18 protein-coding genes are annotated in these 21,259 nt (G+C 42.1%); 2 read left to right on the top strand and 16 right to left on the bottom strand.

All coding sequences use genetic code 11. The annotated features are described in order from the left end of the window. Positions 1 to 262 precede the first annotated feature (262 nt). On the top strand, positions 263 to 1,753 hold the full coding sequence (locus H6G18_RS16530; RefSeq protein WP_190408192.1) for a glycosyl hydrolase family 57: 1,491 nt from the start codon (positions 263 to 265) through the stop codon (positions 1,751 to 1,753). A gap of 16 nt (positions 1,754 to 1,769) precedes the next feature. Next, positions 1,770 to 2,189, top strand: coding sequence for a hypothetical protein (locus H6G18_RS16525; protein WP_190408191.1), 420 nt, complete (start codon positions 1,770 to 1,772; stop codon positions 2,187 to 2,189). Here H6G18_RS16525 and H6G18_RS16520 read toward each other — a convergent pair. From H6G18_RS16520 to H6G18_RS16445, 16 genes are all read right to left on the bottom strand, one after another. Further along, positions 2,169 to 3,407, bottom strand: a complete 1,239-nt coding sequence (locus H6G18_RS16520; protein ID WP_190408190.1) for a hypothetical protein — start codon at positions 3,405 to 3,407, stop codon at positions 2,169 to 2,171. The genes H6G18_RS16525 and H6G18_RS16520 overlap by 21 nt on opposite strands. 132 nt (positions 3,408 to 3,539) lie before the next feature. Then, complete coding sequence (locus H6G18_RS16515) at positions 3,540 to 4,298, bottom strand: hypothetical protein (protein ID WP_190408189.1); 759 nt, start codon at positions 4,296 to 4,298, stop codon at positions 3,540 to 3,542. A 415-nt stretch (positions 4,299 to 4,713) separates the two neighbouring features. Further along, positions 4,714 to 5,778 (bottom strand): 3-deoxy-7-phosphoheptulonate synthase, encoded by a 1,065-nt coding sequence (gene aroF, locus H6G18_RS16510; RefSeq protein ID WP_190408188.1) that lies wholly within the window; start codon positions 5,776 to 5,778, stop codon positions 4,714 to 4,716. Between the two features lie 22 nt (positions 5,779 to 5,800). Beyond that, positions 5,801 to 6,895 carry an anthranilate phosphoribosyltransferase gene (gene trpD, locus H6G18_RS16505; protein WP_190408187.1) on the bottom strand — a complete coding sequence of 365 codons (1,095 nt, stop codon included), beginning with the start codon at positions 6,893 to 6,895 and terminating at the stop codon, positions 5,801 to 5,803. A gap of 12 nt (positions 6,896 to 6,907) precedes the next feature. Continuing rightward, positions 6,908 to 8,137, bottom strand: a complete 1,230-nt coding sequence (gene trpB, locus H6G18_RS16500; RefSeq protein WP_190408186.1) for a tryptophan synthase subunit beta — start codon at positions 8,135 to 8,137, stop codon at positions 6,908 to 6,910. A 134-nt stretch (positions 8,138 to 8,271) separates the two neighbouring features. Further along, positions 8,272 to 9,087 (bottom strand): tryptophan synthase subunit alpha, encoded by an 816-nt coding sequence (gene trpA / locus H6G18_RS16495; RefSeq protein ID WP_190408185.1) that lies wholly within the window; start codon positions 9,085 to 9,087, stop codon positions 8,272 to 8,274. A 51-nt stretch (positions 9,088 to 9,138) separates the two neighbouring features. Beyond that, a complete protein-coding gene (locus tag H6G18_RS16490; protein ID WP_190408184.1) occupies positions 9,139 to 10,098 on the bottom strand; it encodes a zinc-dependent alcohol dehydrogenase family protein in 960 nt (319 codons plus the stop codon). Between the two features lie 200 nt (positions 10,099 to 10,298). Next, positions 10,299 to 11,123: an indole-3-glycerol phosphate synthase TrpC gene (trpC, locus tag H6G18_RS16485; RefSeq protein ID WP_190408183.1), complete on the bottom strand. Its 825-nt coding sequence runs from the start codon at positions 11,121 to 11,123 to the stop codon at positions 10,299 to 10,301. Further along, a complete protein-coding gene (locus tag H6G18_RS16480) occupies positions 11,116 to 13,344 on the bottom strand; it encodes an anthranilate synthase (protein ID WP_190408182.1) in 2,229 nt (742 codons plus the stop codon). Before H6G18_RS16480 ends, trpC begins: the two co-directional genes overlap by 8 nt. A 318-nt stretch (positions 13,345 to 13,662) precedes the next feature. Continuing rightward, positions 13,663 to 15,060, bottom strand: coding sequence for an alkaline phosphatase family protein (locus H6G18_RS16475; protein WP_190408181.1), 1,398 nt, complete (start codon positions 15,058 to 15,060; stop codon positions 13,663 to 13,665). Between the two features lie 81 nt (positions 15,061 to 15,141). After that, entirely contained in the window at positions 15,142 to 16,386 is a 1,245-nt protein-coding gene (gene eboE / locus H6G18_RS16470; protein ID WP_190408180.1) for a metabolite traffic protein EboE, read from the bottom strand. Between the two features lie 148 nt (positions 16,387 to 16,534). After that, positions 16,535 to 17,710: a 3-dehydroquinate synthase gene (locus tag H6G18_RS16465; RefSeq protein ID WP_190408179.1), complete on the bottom strand. Its 1,176-nt coding sequence runs from the start codon at positions 17,708 to 17,710 to the stop codon at positions 16,535 to 16,537. Then, positions 17,707 to 18,348: a DsbA family oxidoreductase gene (locus H6G18_RS16460; RefSeq protein WP_190408178.1), complete on the bottom strand. Its 642-nt coding sequence runs from the start codon at positions 18,346 to 18,348 to the stop codon at positions 17,707 to 17,709. The genes H6G18_RS16465 and H6G18_RS16460 overlap by 4 nt, the downstream gene beginning before the upstream one ends. A 90-nt stretch (positions 18,349 to 18,438) precedes the next feature. Beyond that, positions 18,439 to 19,266 (bottom strand): bifunctional chorismate mutase/prephenate dehydrogenase, encoded by an 828-nt coding sequence (gene tyrA, locus H6G18_RS16455; protein ID WP_190408177.1) that lies wholly within the window; start codon positions 19,264 to 19,266, stop codon positions 18,439 to 18,441. Positions 19,267 to 19,311: 45 nt separating this feature from the next. Further along, entirely contained in the window at positions 19,312 to 20,211 is a 900-nt protein-coding gene (eboC, locus tag H6G18_RS16450) for a UbiA-like protein EboC (RefSeq protein ID WP_190408176.1), read from the bottom strand. 49 nt (positions 20,212 to 20,260) lie between these two features. After that, positions 20,261 to 21,196: a TatD family hydrolase gene (locus H6G18_RS16445; protein ID WP_242040355.1), complete on the bottom strand. Its 936-nt coding sequence runs from the start codon at positions 21,194 to 21,196 to the stop codon at positions 20,261 to 20,263. Positions 21,197 to 21,259 lie beyond the last annotated feature (63 nt).

Here is a 21,259-nt window from a genome sequence, read left to right as displayed (position 1 = left end):
TTCCCTCAGTTAAAAGCTGATGGAATTTTTTGGTGAGTCATAGGAACTCAAACCTATCCCAGGGAACAAGCTTTAAAGTCTCGTGATATCTGAATTTTATGATTAGTTCGTCGGCATTGTTGAATCATTCCGCAAATATGCTACGCCAGTTCCTTTACTAAGCTATCTGGCGATCGCTATAATTACGAATTACCAATTACCCACTACCTATTACCCGTTACCCATTACCATAATCAAAACTCATTGTTGCGGAGCAACTAAAATGCTGTCTTTACAAAATACCTCCATACCAGAAATTATAGATGGTTTACCAAATATATCTGGTTGGGAAGCTGAGGTTCTCTCTATCGTTAACAATGATGCGCCTGTCTTCTTACCCACGACGAATATTAAGTTAGAAGATGTAAATGCAGTCTTTGCGATCGCTCTACATATGCACCAACCAACTATACCAGCTGGTAGTGGTGGTGAACTGATCAGCAATCTGCAATATATGTTTGCACATCCCCAGGAAGGAGATAATCATAACGCCGGGCCTTTTGCCTATTGTTACAGTCGCATGGGAGAGTTGATTCCTGAACTCGTCAACCAAGGTTGCAATCCCCGCGTCATGTTGGATTACTCTGGTAATCTATTGTGGGGACTCCGACAAATGGGACGCGATGATGTTCTAGATAACCTGAAGCGGATTACTTGCGACCGCACATATCAACCTTATGTAGAATGGCTGGGTACAATGTGGGGTCATGCTGTCATTCCTTCCACACCAATCCAAGATATTAAATTACATATCTTGGCATGGCAACAATATTTTGCCGCAATTTTTGGCTGGGAAGCATTAGCAAGAGTTAAGGGATTTTCTCCACCAGAAATGCACTTACCAAATCATCCAGATACATTATTTCAATTTATCAAAGCACTAAAAGAATGCGGCTATCGTTGGCTGTTGGTACAAGAACATACAGTAGAAACAATTGATGGGCAATCTCTCATCGATAAACATTTACCCCATCGTCTGATTGCCCGTAATTCTCAAGGTGAAACTATTAGTATTATTGCTTTAATTAAAACCCAAGGTTCTGACACTAAATTAGTTGCTCAAATGCAGCCATATTATGAAGCTAAAACTTTATCAAAACGGCAGTTAGGAAATGTAGAAATCCCCCCAATCGTTAGTCAAATTGGTGATGGGGAAAATGGCGGTGTGATGATGAATGAATTTCCCAGCGCCTTCAAACAGGCTTGGTGGGATATGGTAAATAACGGCGGTGGCAAATCTGGTATTGTTGGACTATGTGGTACAGAATATTTAGAGTTAATTGAGGCCGCTGGTTGTAAAGTTGAAGATTTTCCCACTTGTCAGCCAGTAGGGCAACATCAAATCTGGCAGCGAGTTTCACCAGATAGTCCTCAACCGGAAGCTGTCGAGAATGCCATTCAAGAAATAAAGCAAATTAATTCTCATTTTCATGTAGAAGGAGCTTCTTGGACAAATCATATCAGTTGGGTGAAGGGATATGAAAATGTTTTGTCTCCCATGTATGAATTGAGTAGTGTATTTCATCAAAAGTTTGATAATTTATTACTCAATGATTCAGTTTCATCTATTACCAAACGAGCCGATTATCGCCAAGCACTGTTACACAATCTTTTGCTACAAACAAGCTGCTTTCGTTATTGGGGACAAGGTGCTTGGACTGATTATGCTCGTGAAATTTATCAACGTGGTAAGCATTTTTTGACATCTATTTGATTTCTCTTGATGATGGGTGTGCGATCGCCTGTTTGGTGGCGATGGTAATGATGTTATTGCTGACCCAGACGGTATTTTTGCTGCTCATGGTGGACTTGGTAACGACACAATCACTATTACTTTTGCCCCCAGTTGGGATAACAACACCAACCCCAACGATGCACCCCGCTCAGATGGTAAGATTACGGGCGGTTATGGTGATGATATCATTACCGTCACTATGAATAATCCTCGTTTCTTCATCAACTTGAAGAGCGACGAACCCATCAGTAACGACCCCCGTGATGGCAATGATGTATATATATCTGAATTTGGATTGAGTGATGGGGTGTACAACTTGACTCCCACTTGTTCCGACTCGGTGCGAGTGCGACAACAGCAAGCGATGGGCTACGCCCCGCCGGAGGCGATCGCTTTATCTATTTTTAAACTTTGATAATAGCAAACAGACAAAACCAACCACTATTAATGATAATGAAGAAGTAGGTTCGGGTACAGATTGAGGATTTGGTACAGGCTGATAAGGCGACTGATTTATAGGAATACTACTGAGTAAATTTACAAGCTGCTCAATATTACTGGACAAACTATTATTATCTGTACCATTATCTCTTGCAAGAATAAGTCGGTTAAATGTTTGGGTTTCTCCTATTTCCAGATTTCCTGTTAACCCAATAAAATCTTGACCTATTCTTCCCACAAGAGAGTTAATTATATTATCAATTCCATCTCTAGTACCTTGTACGAAAAAGTCTAAATTTTCAATATTGTCACCAAAACCAATATTTATATTGTCGCTATCTACTAGCCTATTTCCGTTACCAATAACTGTATTATTACTGGTGAAAATCCAGTTACCATTACCAAGAATTGTATTATTAGTGCCGAAATCCCAGTTACCATTGCCAATAGTTGTATTATCAGTGCCGAAGTACCAATTACCGTTACCTAAAGTTGCGTTATTGCTGCCATTATCTAAATACCAATTTCCATTTCCAATTGTTGTATTATCACTGCCATAATGCCAATTACCATTACCTAAAGTTGCGTTATTGCTGCCATTATCCAAATACCAATTACCATTTCCAATGGTTGCATTATCACTACCAAAGTACCAATTACCATTACCTAAAGTTGCATTATTAGTTCCGTCATCCCAATACCAGTTGCCATTGCCGATGGTTGTGTTACTGCTACCAAAAAGCCAGTTACCGTTGCCAATAGTTGTGTTATTAGTATTAAAATTCCAATTGCCATTACCAATTGTGGCATTGTTACTACCAAAATCTGAGTTAAAATTACCAATAGTTGCGTTGTTATTACCAAAGTTTCTGTTGCCATTACCAATAGGTGAGTTACCAATTACAAAAGGATTACCTCCACCTGTAAATGGATTGTTAGATTCGTCGCCTAGAACTAGTTGCAAGCGATCAAAAATTAATTTTTGAAGCTCAAGCCCACCATCACCAGCAAAGGGATTAATACCATTACCCGGAAGGTTACTAATACTTCCTGATGTATTTTCACTTAAAATTCTGAATAGTTCCTCGAAAGGTGATGACCTATCGTCAGTCGGAGGCAATTGCTGAGGTAAACTATCAGTACTAGAGCTATTAACACCAACATCAACTAAGTTAATAACAGAATCTTCCACCAGAAATACTCTCCTATGTTTATTTTAAATAATTACGAAAAAATACAGACGAACACAGACAATTTTTAGCTATTACTCTGTGTTCATCTATAAGGTTTTTTGGATAAGTCTAATAATTTCTACTACTAAATATTAAGCAAAGGGATTGCTACCGCCTGCAAAAGGATTGCTACCGCCTGCAAAAGGATTGCTACCGCCTGCAAAGGGATTGCTACCGCCTGCAAAGGGATTCTCTCCACCTGCAAAGGGATTGCTACCGCCTGCAAAGGGATTGCTACCACCTGCAAAGGGATTATCACCGCCTGCAAAAGGATTCTCTCCACCTGCAAAAGGATTACCACCGCCTGCAAAGGGATTACCACCGCCTGCAAAAGGATTCTCTCCACCTGCAAAAGGATTATCACCGCCTGCAAAGGGATTACCACCGCCTGCAAAAGGATTCTCTCCACCTGCAAAGGGATTACCACCGCCTGCAAAAGGATTGCTACCACCTGCAAAGGGATTACTGCCGCCTGCAAACGGATTACCACCAGTTAAGGAGTCGCTACCGCCTGCAAAGGGATTACCGCCACCAGTTAAGGGATCGCTACCACTTTGACTGATAGCAGTCCAGGGGTTGACACCACCAGTTAAGGGACTACCAGGAGCATTTGGATTACCAAAGTTAGTAAAAGGATTCCCGCCACCCTGTGCGCCGCCGCCAGTTGGTGCGCCACCGCCACCAAACGGATTATTCCCATTACCACCTACAGCGCTGCCAAAAGCTTGAATGATTGTTTCTTCGGTGACACCTGGAATGTTAAGTAAAGCACCAAAAGGTGATTGCCGAAGTAAACTACCGAGTTCGTTAGTAGAGGGGTTGCCGCCACTATTATTATTTGAATCAGTCATTAGAAAACATACTCCTAGAGTTCGGATCAAAATTTTGTTAACACCGAAAATTCAACAGACAAAATTCAACCAAATTCCAGACTTGATTTTGTGTTTTCTTTTGCCAAAGCTTGACATTTGTGATTAGGTATATTGAGTTATAATTGCTATAGTTATTAGCTTGATAATCAATATTCCTTACCCAATTAATCAAGCTTTTATAATAATGAGGTCACTACAAATATATATATATATTTGAAGCGATACAATGAATAATGTTTCGTTTTTCGTTCTTCTAAATATCCTATTTTTAGTGATTCATAAACATTAATAAATATGAAAATTGGCACATGATTATTCAACGGATATCATGCGCCAGTTATTTAAGAGAAAATTGGTCAAAATAATAGATAGCTTTACAGAGAATTGGTATTAGCTAAATAACATTAGCTAATGCAGGTTGAGGCCAACGTCCGACAACTTTACCAATTATTGACATTTCGTGTGCTAATCGGTCAAATCTCTCGAAAGTTAAAGATTGGGGACCGTCTGATAATGCTCTAGCTGGATTAGGGTGAACTTCTATCATTAAAGCATCTGTACCGGCTGCGATCGCAGCTGCTGCCATTGGTGGCACATATTCAGATTTACCTGTACCATGACTAGGATCGATCATAATTGGTAAATGAGTGAGCGATCGCAATACGGGAATCACAGATAAATCCAAGGTATTCCGTGCATACTTACTATCGAAGGTTCTAATTCCCCGTTCACACAAAATCACGTTAGGATTGCCCGAAGCCATGATATATTCAGCAGCCATTAACCACTCGTCAATGGTTGCAGCCATACCCCGCTTGAGTAGCACTGGTTTATCTTGAGCGCCTACTTTTTTCAGCAACGCGAAGTTTTGCATATTCCGCGCACCGACTTGAATCACATCAGCAACTCTCGCCACGGCTGCTAAGTCGGCAGTATCCATAACTTCGGTGATGATACCTAACCCTGTCGCCTCACGCGCCGCCGCTAACAAACCTAATGCACTTTCTCCATGTCCTTGGAAAGCGTAGGGAGAAGTCCGGGGTTTATAGGCTCCACCTCTGAGAAACTTAGCCCCAGCTGCTTTTACACACTTGGCTGTTTCGACAATCATTTCCTCATTCTCCACCGAACAAGGCCCAGCCACCAAAACTATTGGATGATGTTCACCAAAGTAAACACGCTCATTTGGTGTATTGACAATTACCTCGCTGGCTTCTCCATAGCGGAACTCCCGACTCACACGCTTGAAAGGTTTCTGCACTCGCATGACTTGTTGAATCCAAGGGCTGAACTCTTGAATTTGCAATGTGTCGATAGTGGCTGTGTCACCGATGATTCCCAGGATAACTTTATGTTTGCCGATGCTCTTTTCTACCTTGACTTCCCAAACTTCACTCAGACCTTCGCTGATGCGGGTAATTTCTTCAGCAGGTGTACCATTTTTAAGTATGACAATCATTTTTGTTACCTTGTATATGTGTTTAGCGTAGAAATTCAGCAAGTTGTTCTAACTTTGTCCAAGCAGCGCCAGTTTGCAGCACTTCTCTGGCAATAGCTATACCTTTGACACAACCTTCTACAATATCTGTCGTGGTAATCGCCTCACCAACTTGCAATGCTAAGGCTGTATTTAAAGCGACTACATCTTGTTGGGCTTGAGTCCCTTTACCTTGAAGAACTGCCTTCAAAATTTCGGCATTTTCCGCCACATCTCCACCGGATAATGCTTGAGTTGGGGCATGATTTAACCCCAATTCTTGAGGATTGAGTGCAAGACAACTGACTTTTCCATCTTGGAGTATGGCTAAATCAGTGATATCTGCTAGTCCAGCTTCATCTAACCGTTCACGTCCGTGGAGAGCGATCGCTTTTCGACATCCCAAATGAGATAATGCTTGGGCGATCTCTTCGATTAACAATGGGTCATTTACACCAATAATCTGTCCAGTGGGACGCAGGGGATTAACTAAAGGCCCCAACAAATTAAAAATAGTCCGCACTTTCAGAGTTTTGCGTAAAGCTGCGACTGTCTTCAGTGCTGGATGCCAACCAGGCGCGAATAAAAAGGTAATTCCCACCTCACTTACTGCGGCTTGTACCTTATCTGGATTGGCATTGAGATTAATTCCCAAAGCTTCCAACACATCAGCCGAACCAGTCTTGCTAGAAGCAGAACGATTCCCATGTTTGGCAACTTTTACCCCGGCTGCCGCAGCCACAAAAGCCACAGCCGTAGAGATATTGAAAGTAGACGCACCATCACCACCAGTTCCGCAAGTATCAATAAGGGGAGTGGGGAATGGGGAATGAGGAGGGGAGTAAGAAGACTGGGATTGTAAGACGCTGGCCATACCAACTAACTCTTCAGAGGATACGCCTTTAGCTTGGATTGCGGCTAAGATGGCTCCTGAGAGGACGGGGGGAATGGTATCTGTTAGCCAGCCTTGCATTAAATCTGTCGCTTGGGCAACTGTTAAGGATTGCCGTTGGAGCAATTGTTGCAATATAGCTGACCAGTCGTTGGTGTCGGGAGTAACCGAGATGTTATCAAGTGGGGTTTGAGTTACAGCTACCATATTAGTTAATGGTTAATAATTAAGGACTTTGGCGACGGTTTGCACATCTTTGTCACCTCTGCCAGAACAGTTGATGACAATGCGAGGGCTACCATTGAGTTGAGGACAGAGGGTTTCTAGGTAAGCGATCGCATGAGATGTTTCTAATGCGGGTATAATCCCTTCTAGTCGGGAAAGTTGTTGAAATCCATCTAAAGCTTGTTTATCAGTCACACTGTAATATTCAGCGCGTCTCAAATCCTTCAAATAACTATGTTCAGGCCCCACACCCGGATAGTCTAGTCCAGCACTAATCGAATGAGCTTCAATGACTTGACCATCCTCATCTTGCAGCAAGTAGCTCATTGCACCATGTAGAACTCCGACTCTGCCTAGTGTGAGGGTGGCGGCGTGTTTATCTGTATTGACACCTTCGCCGGCGGCTTCCACACCAATCAGACGGATAGAAGGCTCATCTATAAACTCGTGGAACAAGCCAATGGCATTGGAACCACCACCCACACAAGCCAGTAGAATATCTGGGAGTCCTCCCCATTTCTCTTGACACTGGACGCGGGTTTCTTTACCAATAATGGCGTGGAAGTCGCGGACAATCATTGGGTAGGGATGAGGGCCAGCCACAGAACCAAGGATGTAATGGGTAGTTTCTACATTTGTTACCCAGTCTCGAATCGCTTCCGATGTTGCATCCTTGAGGGTTCCTGTACCAGCTTCCACTGGACGAACTTCCGCCCCCATCAACTTCATGCGGAAGACATTTAGGGCTTGTCGTTCCATATCGTGGATGCCCATGTAAATCACACAATCCAACCCAAACCGCGCACACACGGTTGCTGTTGCTACACCGTGTTGACCTGCGCCTGTTTCGGCAATGACACGCTGTTTACCCATGCGTTTGGCGAGTAATACTTGAGCCAAAGCATTATTAATTTTGTGAGCGCCTGTATGATTTAAATCCTCACGCTTTAAATAAATTTGCGCACCAGTTCCGTCTGGTCTGGCGTAGTATTCTGTTAGGCGTTCGGCAAAGTATAACGGGCTTGGTCTGCCTACATAGTCGCGCAGTAAGTTTTGTAACTCAGTTTGGTAACTAGCATCGTCGCGGTATTGTTGATAAGCGGTTTCTAATTCGCTTAAGGCTGGCATTAGGGTTTCAGGTACGTACTTACCACCGAATTTGCCAAATCTGCCTAGTGAATCCGGGCGTGCAAGTTGGTTTTTGATTTCTGGAGTGCTTACCACTGCTTGGAGTCCTTATTTTGGTGTTGTTAAATTGGGGGTGTTTTGCTCACGCAGTAAACGCTTTGCTACTCTACGAGAACGCTAAGAGCAAACCCGCAGGCTGGCGCGGAGAGTGATGAGTGAGAATGTCTTGTTCAGACTGGTTGTAGAGATTGGGTGGTGATTGCTGTTTTAAGTTCTTGGCAGAGTTGTTCTACAGCTTGTAGTCCTTGGGTTGGGCTACCTTCTGCTAGGCGTTTCACGAAGGCGCTACCCACGATAACTGCATCTGCGCCCCATTCTTTCACTTGATGGGCTTGTTCTGGTGCAGAAATACCAAAGCCTACGCCGATGGGTTTGTCTGTGACATTGCGTAAGTCGGTGATTAAGTGTTGTACTCGGTCTTGGATTTGGGAACGGATACCTGTAACGCCTGTGACACTTACTAGGTAAATGAATCCTTGTGATTGACGTGCGATCGCTTCAATCCTATCCTGAGAACTGGTAGGCGCAACCAGCAAAATCACCTCAATACCAAAATTAGCGGCAGTTTTAATTAATTCTGCTGCTTCTTCTAAGGGTAAATCTGGCACTACCAACCCTCGCACGCCAACCGCCGCAATTGTTTCTAAAAACGACTGAATCCCACGATGCAAAATCGGGTTGTAGTAAGTAAATAAAATTATCGGTGCTTGCAGACTAGGAATAACTGTTTCCAGCATTTCCAAAACTTGCTCTAATTTCGTTCCTCGTTGCAAAGCCCGTGTAGCAGCCGCTTGAATCACAGGCCCATCAGCCAAAGGATCAGAGTAGGGAACACCCAACTCAATAAAATCAGCACCATGACGATCTAAAATGCGTAAAGCCTCGGCAGTAGTTTCCAAATCCGGGTCGCCAGCCGTGATAAAAGGAATCAAAGCACACTGTTGACGCTGGCGTAAAGATTGAAAATGCTCAGAAATGGTAGGCATTGTTTTAATAAAGATTGAGGACTGGGGGAGATGAGGCGGAAAAACTCATGACTATTGACTAATAACTTCAATCGCTATTTTGCCGTGTAGACCTTGACTACCTTCTTCTAGTTTTTTATGTGCTGCGGCTAACTGATTAAGGGGAAAACTAATTCCAACTACGGGTTTGATTTGACCACGTTCAATTAGGCTTCTCAAAGCATTCAGCTTGGCAAGAGTGTTGTCTAAGTGTACAAAATGGATAGTAATGTTTTTAAATATGGCGGTGTTGAGGTCGCCTGTCACACCTGTTACTGTAACCGCACGACCTCCGGGCTTTGTCACCAGCAAACTTTTGGCTAAGATATCTCCACCAACGGTAGTGAAAGTTACATCAACACCTGCACCACCTGTTTCCTGCATGATAATGTTAGTAAAGTCTTCGTTGCGGTAATCAATGGCTCTATCTGCACCAATGGACTTAACAAAGTCGATATCATAGCCGCCACAGGTTGTATAAACGTAAGCACCAGCAGCCTTGGCTATTTGGATGGCGAATGTACCTACACCACCTGCACCGCCATGAATTAAAACAGTTTCACCGACTTGAAGATTTGCCCTGGTGATGAGTGCAGCCCATGCTGTACCCCCGGCTACGGGTACGGTAGCTGCTTCTAGATGAGATATATTGTTGGGCTTTTTGGCAATCATAAACGACGGAAAAGCGTGGTATTCTGCATCAGCACCGCCGCCTAACTCATGGGGGATGGCGTAATAAACTTCATCACCAACTTGAAAATCTCTGACATTTTCGCCAACTGCTTCAACAACACCAGAAACGTCAAAACCGAGAATTGCTGGTAACTGAACCCTTGGGCCAAAAAATCCTCGACGCATTCCACAGTCTGCTGGGTTAACTGAAGTTGCATAAACCTTGACTAAAACTTCGTTGTTAGCTGGTGTTGGTTTATTGACTTCAACTTCTGTAAAAACTTCTGGGCTGCCGAAGTTAGCGATCGCCATCGCTCTCATATAATTACCTCAAAGCAACTAAAACATCATTATTCTCATCTCTTGTTCGCTAATGTCTCCTGCTAAAGACTGCTTTATACTTGTGTCAGAAAAAGGTGAAGGGAGAAAGTATCAATGATTTATTCTATATTTCCCCTTGACCTAACTTCTGCAAGAAGTCCTCTCTGTGTTTCTGTGGTAAAGAAGATGCACACAGTATTCTAAGCTACTAACAAACTACGTGTTGCTTGTTCAACATCACTTTGTTTAACTAAAGACTCTCCGACTAATACAGCACGCGCCCCAACTCCAGCAACAAAGGATAAATCAGCAGGGTTATAAATTCCCGACTCGCTGACAACGGTGAGATTCAGGTTTTCTATTTCTTGCTGTCGCTGGGTTAAAAGTTGCTGCGTTACTTTTAAATCAACTGTAAAATCTTCCAGATTGCGGTTATTAATTCCCAACAAATGTAGGTCTTTCAGTTTTAACACTCTATCTAGTTCAGTTAAGGTATGGACTTCTACTAGTGCAGTCATTCCCAACTCATGAATCACTTGTAAAAACTGTTGGAGTTCTTCATCTGAGAGGATAGCTGCAATCAATAATACCGCATCTGCACCCGCAGTCCGTGCTAGATAGATTTGGTAAGGGTCAATGATAAACTCTTTACATAATAGGGGTAACGAGACTTGTTGACGCACCAAACGCAGATTATTAAAACCACCTTGAAAGAACTTTTCGTCAGTGAGGACAGATAGACAAGCTGCACCACCTTTTTGGTAAGATTGAGCGATCGCCACTGGATCAAAATCTAACCGAATAATCCCGCGACTCGGTGACGCTTTTTTTACTTCGGCAATTAAGCTAGGCTTGTGAGAATTATCTTGCAAAGCTTTCAAGAAATCTCGCACAGGCGGCGCAGTAGTTAACTGCTGTTGCAAAGCAATTAAGGGTAATTCCTGTTGTAATTGCGTAACTTCTTGCTGTTTATACAACACAATCTCTTCCAAAATCTGGCGCGTAGGGGCAATTTGGTTAGTCATAGATGGGAACGGTTGACTGTTGAGTGTTAACTATTGACTCTTTATTCTGTGTATAAGCACGTACCACGTTCTTGATAATTGTTAAACCAACTTCTCCAGCTAGAGTCATGATGGATTCTGGATGAAACTGGACGGCGGCGATGGGGAGTGTCTGATGTTCAATCGCCATAATCACCTCATCGTCAGAAATCGCTGTCACCTTCAGTTCTTTTGGTAAGTGTTGCGGTAATGCAAATAATGAATGGTATCTACCGACTGTAAAAGATTCGGGTAAGCCTTGGAACATCACAGAATCGGGTGCTGTGACAAAAATTCGTGAGGATTTACCATGCTGGGGATAGTTGAGTACTCCCAATTCTCCGCCGAAAGCTTCCACAATACCTTGCAGTCCCAAACAAACACCAAACAAAGGTATTTGGCGACGGACACAAGCGGCGACGGTTTCCGGCACTTTGAACTCACTCGGTCTACCAGGGCCAGGAGATAATACTACTAAGTCTGGGCGTTCTGTGTCGAATAGGGATTCTGAGAAGCCGTGACGCAGTGTGGTGACAGTTGCACCTGTGGAACGGATGTAGTTAGCTAGGGTATGAACAAATGAGTCTTCATGGTCGATTAGTAAGATGTGTTTCCCTGATTGAGCATCGGGAAGATATTTGCTCAACTTTCTAGTACTAGATTCTTCAATTTTGGGGTCTGTTTGTTTGGCGCGCCGAATGGTTTCAAACGCAGCCGCCGCTTTAGTGATGGTTTCTTGTTCTTCTGCTTGGGGTATGGAGTCATATAACAAGGTTGCACCAACTCGCACTTCAGCAATTGAGTCTTGCAATCTGATTGTTCGCAGAATTAACCCGGTATTTAAATTCCCGTTGAAATTCAAATACCCAACCGCGCCACCATACCAACGTCTGACGCTGCGTTCGTTCTGTTCAATAAACTGAATTGCTGCCTTTTTAGGTGCGCCTGTAACTGTTACAGCCCAAGTATGACTGAGAAAGGCATCTAAGGCATCAAACTCTGGTCTTAGAATGCCTTCTACATGGTCTACTGTATGGATTAAGTGGCTATATAGTTCAATTTGCCGGCGACCAATCACCTTGACTGAACCGGGTTCGCAGATGCGAGATTTGTCATTGCGGTCTACGTCAGTACACATAGTCAACTCCGCCTCGTCTTTGTGGGAGTTGAGTAAATGACGAATCTGCACAGCGTCATCTATAGCATCATGCCCTCGGCTAATAGTGCCACTAATGGGACAGGTTTCGATACGTCTACCTTCCACCCGCACAAACATTTCTGGTGATGCACCAATGATGTATTCGCCACCAAGATTAAAAATAAATCCGTAAGGACTGGGATTTATTTGTTTTAAAGTTTCAAATAGTTTGCTTGGTGGTGCTTCGCAAGCTGTGAAAAAGTTTTGGCTGGGAACTACTTCAAATAAATCACCGCGACGGAAATAATCGAGGGCAAATTCTACTAGTTTGGAATACTCACCTATTTTATGGTCAGCATTTTCAGTTGGGATGAGGCGCTGACCTCGATAATCAACAGACTCTCCCGTGCGAGGCAGGTCATAAGTGCTACCATGCGCTGTGATCAACTCATACTCTAACCGAAATGCTTCTTGTTGATAGTAGTCTACAACTATCAGTTCGTCAGGTAAATATAAAACTAAATCTCGTTGGTCTTGCGGACGTTCTAAGCGTTGGGTTATTTGCTCAAATTGAAATACTAAGTCATAACCAAACGCACCATATAATCCTAAATGTTCGTCTTCTTGACTAGAGAAGATATGAAGAATTTCTCGAATGACAGTAAATGTTGAAGGTTGTTTACTGCGTTCTTCTTCAGCAAAAAATTCTGGTGTTGATTTAACTAATCCAGTGATTTTATGATTATTTTGAGTTACTGCCTGAAGTTGTTCTGATTGTAAAAGGCGCTCAAATATTACTGGTAAAATTATATAACCGCGCTCATTTAATGCTGTCAAAGTGAAAGTATTTCCTCTTGTGGATAATTCCACAGGTGGATTAACAAAACCAATTGCCCATCTCTTATATCTCCCTGGATATTCATAGCTGCTAGTCAGCAAGCCGCCACGCTGAGAGTTTAAGTAGAAAAGAATCTCTTCTAAGGCTGTCTCCATTTTAATTGGTGTAATGGAGCGAGAGACACGCACACCACCAAAGGTTGTGTAGCTGTGAGAATCGGTAATCATAACAATCTCTCTAACTATTTAATTAATCAAAAACTTGTCACTCATAAAACTAACTTTAGGCAATAGAGAAGTTTCCACAATTCGATGCTGTGAAACTTAGATCAAGCTAGTATTACTGCCAAAGTTTGTAGGAATAGAAATGTTTTTGTAAACTCTTCATCTAGCCTACGCAATTTTAATCATTCTTGAAATGAAGTATTTTTAGATGTGAGTGGCAATTTATTAGCATTTATACAACTTAATTAGCATAATTACTGAAATTTTTTTATATTTTTCTGCATCTAGCTAAAGTAAGAGATATTGATTGCTGTACTTCACTCACATGGGAATCGCTACATTACTATTTACCATTAAATGTTTGAGGATTAATTGGTAAACATCAGTAGCAGCGATCGCTTTACAATTGAGCAAGTGAGATTGTTGGGTAATTAATAATGGCCCTTGAGATGGAGAAGGGGGAAGACAACCGTGAGAACCCTTTACCAGGGAAGCATCTACAGGAATGACATCCATTAAGTAACGAAAACCGAGTTTTTTCTGCAAAAGCTTAGTAGCGATTTTAACTTGAGGTAGTTTGATTTCGGGGTCGAGGAATAATTCTACAGGGTCGTAACCCGGTTTGCGGTGAATATCTACAGTTCTGGCAAAATCAGGAGCGCGACGGTCATCAAGCCAGTAATAATAAGTAAACCAAGCATCTGGTTGAGATACGGCGACTAACTCACCTGAACGAGAGTGGTTGAGATGATAGCTAGGCTTTTCCGTCTCATCTAAAACATAAGCAATCCCATCTGTGTTTTCGAGGAGCGATCGCACCTGGGGAATATAATATGGATCATTGACGTAAACATGAGCCAGTTGATGGTCGGCTACAGCGAAGGCTTTACTAGCGCCAGCATCTAGTAGTTCTCGTCCCAGTTCTTCCCTAATTGTTAATAAACCATGTTTTCGCAAGACGCGGTTGATATGGATGGGTCGGGAGACTGAGGTAATCCCGTATTCAGACAAAACAATGACTTGAGCGCCGCGACCTTCATAGAATTGGAGTAAATCGCCACAAATAGCGTCAATTTCCTGTAAATCCTTGGCTATTTTGGTGATATCAGTCCCATACTTTTGTAGACAGTAGTCCAGATGGGGTAGATAAACTAGTGTTAATGTGGGGTCACAACGTCCATCGAGGAATTTTGCCGAGTCTGCAATCCATTGTGTGGAACGAATTGATGTGTTAGGCCCCCAAAAGTTGAATAGAGGAAACTGACCTAGATCAATTTGTAGACGCGATCGCAAGTTTTCTGGTTGAGTATAAATATCAGGTAATTTTCTGCCATCAGCAGGATACATCGGTCGAGGAGTTACCGAATAATCCACAGAGGAGTACATATTATACCACCAAAATAAGTTGGCACAGGTAAAGTCAGGATCTATTTCTTTAGCAATTTCCCATACTTTCGGTGCTTGAATTAGTTTGTTAGACTGTCGCCAAAATTTAACTTCACACTCATCACGAAAATACCAACCGTTAGCAACGATTCCGTGTTCATCAGGTGATTTACCTGTAAGATATGTAGCTTGGGCTGTACAGGTAACAGCAGGTAATACGGGTGTGATTGTGGCAGTTTTTCCTGTAGATGACCAGCGTGAAAGGAAGGGTGTATGTTCACCTATGAGGTCTGGTGTTAATCCTACGACGTTAAGAATGACGGTTTTTTGCATGAAAGGAGGGTATTTTTAAACGCAAAGTGACGCTGTAGAAGCTTTTGCGGCTTGCCGCAGGCTGGAAAGCGCAGAGTAGCGCTAAGGGAAAGTAACTAATTGTTTGAGTAATAGTTTGTTTATCACCCACTCATATTCACGCTGGATTGAGTCGGGTAGGTCTAGCTTCATCTGGTCTGGTAGGATTTCCCAGGTGTAGGTTTCAATTTCTAGATGGTTGCAGAAGTGGTGTTGTTGCAGTAAATCTAGTACATTCACAATGTCATGTTGAGTGGACTGTAACAGTTGATAGTCACTGATGAAAATTGGCACGTGAAAGTGTATCCGCCACTCTTTATCTGTGGTGTTTTCTAGGTTTGGTAAGGCGGTTTCTAAGTCTTGATAATGAATTAGTCTGCTGTTGCTTGTGCGTGCGATGACTTGGTGTAGATATGTAGACTCAGCAAAAGGCTTTAATCTTTGTATGATTAGACCACGCTTTTCTGTTTCCGTGGGTATGTTTACCTGCAATGCTGCACTAATTTGAATCTTACCAATTTTAATTCCCGCAGCTTTAAATTGCAGCAGCACAGAAAGGGGGTCTTCATACTCCACAGCAAAATGGCAGGTGTCGTAACAAACACGCACATGATCTAATATATAATTCTCAGCCAGTTCTTGCGTGATTCCCAATTGCTTGATTAAATAAGCTCCAGCAATCGGTAGTAAATACATTTGGAAGTAATCAACAACTTCTGCTGCATTTTCCAGTAATCCATCTGGTTCCGGTTCTAAATCCAGGTGTAAGATTTTTCCCTGTTCAACTCGGATGCGTACCATCTGTTCTACTACTTGCGCTATTTGCTGACTCGCATTTAGCATGACGGACGCTTGAGTCAGTTGATTTCCCTCAAACCAAGGTTTGTAAGATAACGGTAGTGTGGAAATACTACCTTCCATCCCAGGTGGTAGCAATTCTGATAAAATCTGCGTTAGTTGCAATGTATAGTTTAACCGTTGCTGTTTCGCCCAATCTGGTGCATAAACTAGGTCTTTGACTACTTGCCAATGGAATTGTCCATAAGGAAAGCCATTTAAGGTAAACACATATAAGTCTTGTTCGGTCAACCATGATTTCAACTCTGTCAAGGTATGCCCTTGGAGTAATTCCCTAGCTGCTACCTCTGCTAAACGTAAGCCGATACCAAATTGTTTTTCTGGCGCTACTCGTGCTTTTAAGGGTGGAAGATATTGCTTGAGGTTCGCAAAAACTTTTTCCCACTCTTCGCCAGGGTGAATATTAGTACAGTAAGTTAAATGAAGGTTGTTGTCGGTTCCTGTTTTCATCTTTTTTCAATCACAGAGTCTACCCCTTCGGGGAATTCAAAATTCAAAATTACAAGCCCCTGTCTTGAAAAGTTTTGCGCCGGGAAACCCGGACGCGCAAACTTTTCGCTAAATTTATTTATGGGGATTGTATCCTTTCCTCCTTCGGTTACCGAAAGTCATGTAGGAGGGAAATTGCTTGTTTGTACAAGGACAAATTTACTTCGTGAACTTCGATTCCTTTTCCAATATGTTGCAGCAGCGTTAGAGTTAATTCACCACCTAAGTGTTCACGAAATTCAGTCAAACCCCGGAATAGAGATGATGTCTCGGCTAGTTCTGGTACGTATAGTTGAAAACCCAGGGCTGCTAATGTATGTAATATTTGTTGCAACTCTGCATGAGTTAGCCATCCCAGGAGGTAAGAATAGGTGCTGTCTAAAGCGATACCAATAGCTACGGCTTCACCATGTCGTAGATTATAGTTTGTCAGTTGTTCTAGTTTATGAGCTGCCCAATGTCCGAAATCTAAGGGACGGGATGAACCTTTTTCAAAGGGGTCGCCACCGGCGATGTGTTCTAGGTGTAGCTGGGCGCACCGATAGATTAGCTGCTGCATGGTGTGCATGTCCCGCCGGGTGAGGACTGTGGTGTGTTCATGGATAAAATCAAAGAAGCTAGCATCTTTAATTAATGCAACTTTTATGGCTTCGGCAATTCCAGAACGCCAATCGCGATCGCATAATGTACTCAAGAATGCAGAGTCATTAATTACGGCATAAGGTGGGGCAAATGTACCCAAAAAGTTCTTTTTCCCAAAGGCGTTAATACCATTTTTCACACCGATACCGGAATCATTCTGCGCTAAAACCGTTGTAGGAATCCGAATCAGTCTGACTCCCCGGTGCGCTGTAGCGGCTGCATATCCTATCAAGTCCAACACAGCACCACCACCAATTCCCAACAGGTAAGAGTGACGGCAAATTCCCGCCGCTTCCACCAGTTGGTGAATTTGTTCCAACAACATGGGGTCATTCTTAGCCGCTTCTCCACCAGGGACAAGCATTGGTTCAACAGCTAAAGTTAATACCTCAGCGTAAAAGTTTGCATAGTTTGTAATTTGCTGGAGTAAATCTGGACAAAACTCTAACAATCCTCCATCTACCACCGCTACGATTTTCTTTGGTTTCTTTTCCCCATCGGCGGCAATAGTCTGTGCTAAAGTAGGATTTTTTACACTAAACAGATTTTGGGTAAAATGAATTTCGTAGTTATAACTAACGGCAAAACTTTGTTTAATAGGTCGTAAATTAAATTTAGTTTTTTGTCTGGTGTCAAGTATCATATTGTTGTCGCTTCCATAATTGCAGCACGATTTAAAGCCTCAAGGAATAACTCTACTGAGCCAGAATTTTTTACTTGAACTTTATTATTAATGATAAAAAAAGGTACACTGGTAATTCCATACAAGCGAGCAGATGTTGACTCAGCCATAATGCCATCTAGTAAAGAATTATCACTTAATTCGTTGCTTAATTTACTAGCATCTATTTGATAGGTTTTACCTATTTTCACAAGAACACCAACATCACCGATATTTAAACCATCTTCAAAATAAGCTTGATAAATTGCTTCTACAACCTGATTTCTACTATCATCTGGTGCAATTGTAATCAGTTGATGAGAAAGCTTGGTATTAACAGCTAAACTAATTTTATCAAAGTCTAGCGTAACTCCAGATGCTTGACCTATTCGTCGTGTTTCATTAAATAAATTCTGGAGTGTTGCGGCTTCTATACCTTTTCTTTCCTGCATAAAACTAAGAAATTCGTAACCAGCAGTAGGGATAGTATCATCAAGTAAGAATGGATGCCAACAAATTTTTACTGTTTCCTTTTGCCATTGTGCTAAAGCATCAAAAAGATGTTTCTTTCCAATGCGGCACCAAGGGCAAACTGTATCGTGGAAAATATCAATTAACATACTCGGCGCCCTTTTACGTTAAAAAATGGCCTCTTAAACTCAATATTTTTAGCTTCTGAAATTTAATAAGAATTAGATAAAAGATAACTATTATCCTCTTGAAAAAAACTGCTTATTTTCTGCAAATTCCCTAATTAATGCTTCCCTATCTTTATTCACTACCAACTTAGCCAAACGATTGTAAGTATCAGCTAAAGAATTAATTGCCTGACATCTTTCTTCAGTAGCTAACATGATGTCAACACACAAACTAGGATTTTGGCGAAACAAGCGTTGAAGAATTTCAATTTCTTGGCGGTAACTCGGAGATGACATTAATAAACTGCCCTCTATATCAAGATTTGCTTGAGCAAAGAAAACCCCAAGGCTAAATCTACAAAAATGTTGCGTTGCTTGAATAAATACCATCATCTCGTCATGTTCTTCCGGCGTGCAAGTAATTAAATCAGCACCTTGATTTTTCAGAAAATCTAATAACCAATGAAACGCGTCATCATTCCGACCAGGACACACTACTACTTTTTGTCCAGAGAACGATGTGACACTTGGCCCAAACATAGGATGTAATCCCATAACAGCCCCATTATGATGTGTCAACATCGCTTGATTTGGCTGAGTTTTAATACTTGTAATATCACACAAAGCTGTGGTTGGAGCCAGATATTTTGCCGCACGTTTGATGACATCAACAGTATGTTCAATAGGGACAGAAACTATCACTAAATCTGCCTGATTCAACAGTTCCTCTGCATAGTCCCAATCTTGTTGTCCTAAAGCATTAACTTGATGACCTATAGCCAAAAGTTGTTCAGCGAATAATCTCCCCATTCTCCCACGTCCACCGATGATGGTGATTTGTCGAGATTTGATATTATTTACTGATATAAACTCCCGGTTAAGAGAGGATTGTAAAGACATTTGCCTAGCCTCCAATTTTATATATTAAATGTGCATAAGCTAGGTTTAAGTCACAGCAAAAATTTGGGACAATATCATAGAAATTGGTAGAAGACTTAAAACTAATAAACCGTAGGGGAAACCAGCAAAACCAGCAGCTAAAGTAGTATCTAAAATAATCAGAGATAAGACACCTGCTTTAACTGCAATCTTGATTTGTTCTGGAGTGGGTTGGCGCGCAGCTTTGATAAACGGGATTAATACTCGGATAGCCAACAATATGAGGAATGGTAACGCTGTGAGAACTTGATAATTTGTGAGTAATCCTAAACCTAAAAGCCCAACAATCACTGCCACAACCAACAATAAGGCTGTTATACCTGTACTCAGTTTTCCGCCATGCACTTCACCACGACTCAAAGCTGTGATTGCAGCAATGTAAACTATGGGAATCAAAGCTAAAAACCAATAATCACCTATTACACTAGGGACGACACTCACGCCCAACAATAAGTTACCACCCCGACAAAATCCCATATTGATGGGGCCGAAAATTGGGTGGTGTTTCCCAAAAGCATCATACAGTAATGCGGATGTAGCGATCGCCAAACCTAATACCGCGCTTACCCACGAAACTTGCGCCGCCGCCACCACACCCACAATCAACAGCGAACTTCCCAATAAACTTGCCCCAGTCTGAGATGCCCTACCACTAGGAATCGGTCTTTCTGGACGTTCTTGGGCATCTAGTTCAGCATCAAATACATCGTTAAATACAATGCCGCCGCCATACAAGCCTGTGGTAGCTAGTAGCAACCATAGTAATGGTACTATATCAACTTGTATAAAATATCCCGAAGCTGCAAAGCCAGCCATGATGTCTGCCCAGGCGGTGATAATATTGGCAGGTCGCAATAATTGCAGATATGCCCACAAAGAACGGGTGTTTAGGGTTGTGGTATTCATGATTTTACTCACGCAGGAACAGAAGTGAGAGAGATTTTTAGATGATGAGTTATTCAATCAGTGCATATTCATGGCGCGACTCTACCAATGGTTCTTGTCCTCGCAGGACGGAATTATCGCTAAATTTTTGTCTTTGGTCGATTGGTGGGAAGTTTAGCCAGTCGGATTCTCGCATTTGACCGCTTTGGCTGTAAGCTGAAAGTGCATTTTCATAACAGACTTTTTCAACATCCGCTTCGGAAATGCCTCGTTCCAGCATCAGTAAAGCTGTTTTAGGTACAGCTAGGGGGTCACTCACTCCCCAGTCTGCACTACTGTCTACAATAATGCTGCTGCTCCCATATTGACGAACAATTTCTACCATACGAGCATTCCCCATTTTTGTATTCGGATAAATGGTAAATGCTGCCCAAAAACCTCTGTCTAGAACTTCTTTGACTGTTTCTTCGTTATTGTGGTCTACAACCACCTGGGAAGGTTTTAACCCATGCTCAATGCAGACATCCATGCTGCGGCTTGTACCCGCTTTTTTATCCCGGTGTGGTGTATGAATCATCACCAACATATCTAGTTCTTTTGCCAGTTCTAATTGCAAGCGAAAATACTTATCCTCAGCAGGTGTCATATCGTCATAGCCAATTTCCCCAATAGCCACTACACCTTCTTTACAAGCGTATAAAGGCAAAAGTTCCATGACTTGCTCGGCTAAAGCTTCGTTGTTAGCTTCCTTAGAATTTAGTCCAATTGTGCAGTAATGTTTAATACCAAACTGTGAAGCTCTAAACCTTTCCCAGCCAACCAAACTACTGAAATAATCTTGAAACGAACCAACATTAGTACGCGGTTGTCCAAACCAAAAAGCAGGCTCAATCACAGCCACAATTCCCGACTGACGCATCTTTTCATAATCATCAGTGGTACGCGAACTCATGTGAATGTGAGGATCAATAAACATCATATTTTTATTAATAAATTTGTTGTTCATAACTTTGATTTTTTCGGAGAATTGCAGGGAAATAACTAATGACCAAATTAGTAATTGGTAATT

The sequence above is a fragment of the Anabaena subtropica FACHB-260 genome, assembly GCF_014697105.1.
GTDB classification, from domain to species: domain Bacteria; phylum Cyanobacteriota; class Cyanobacteriia; order Cyanobacteriales; family Nostocaceae; genus Trichormus; species Trichormus subtropicus.
This window is presented reverse-complemented; position numbering and strand designations above follow the sequence as displayed.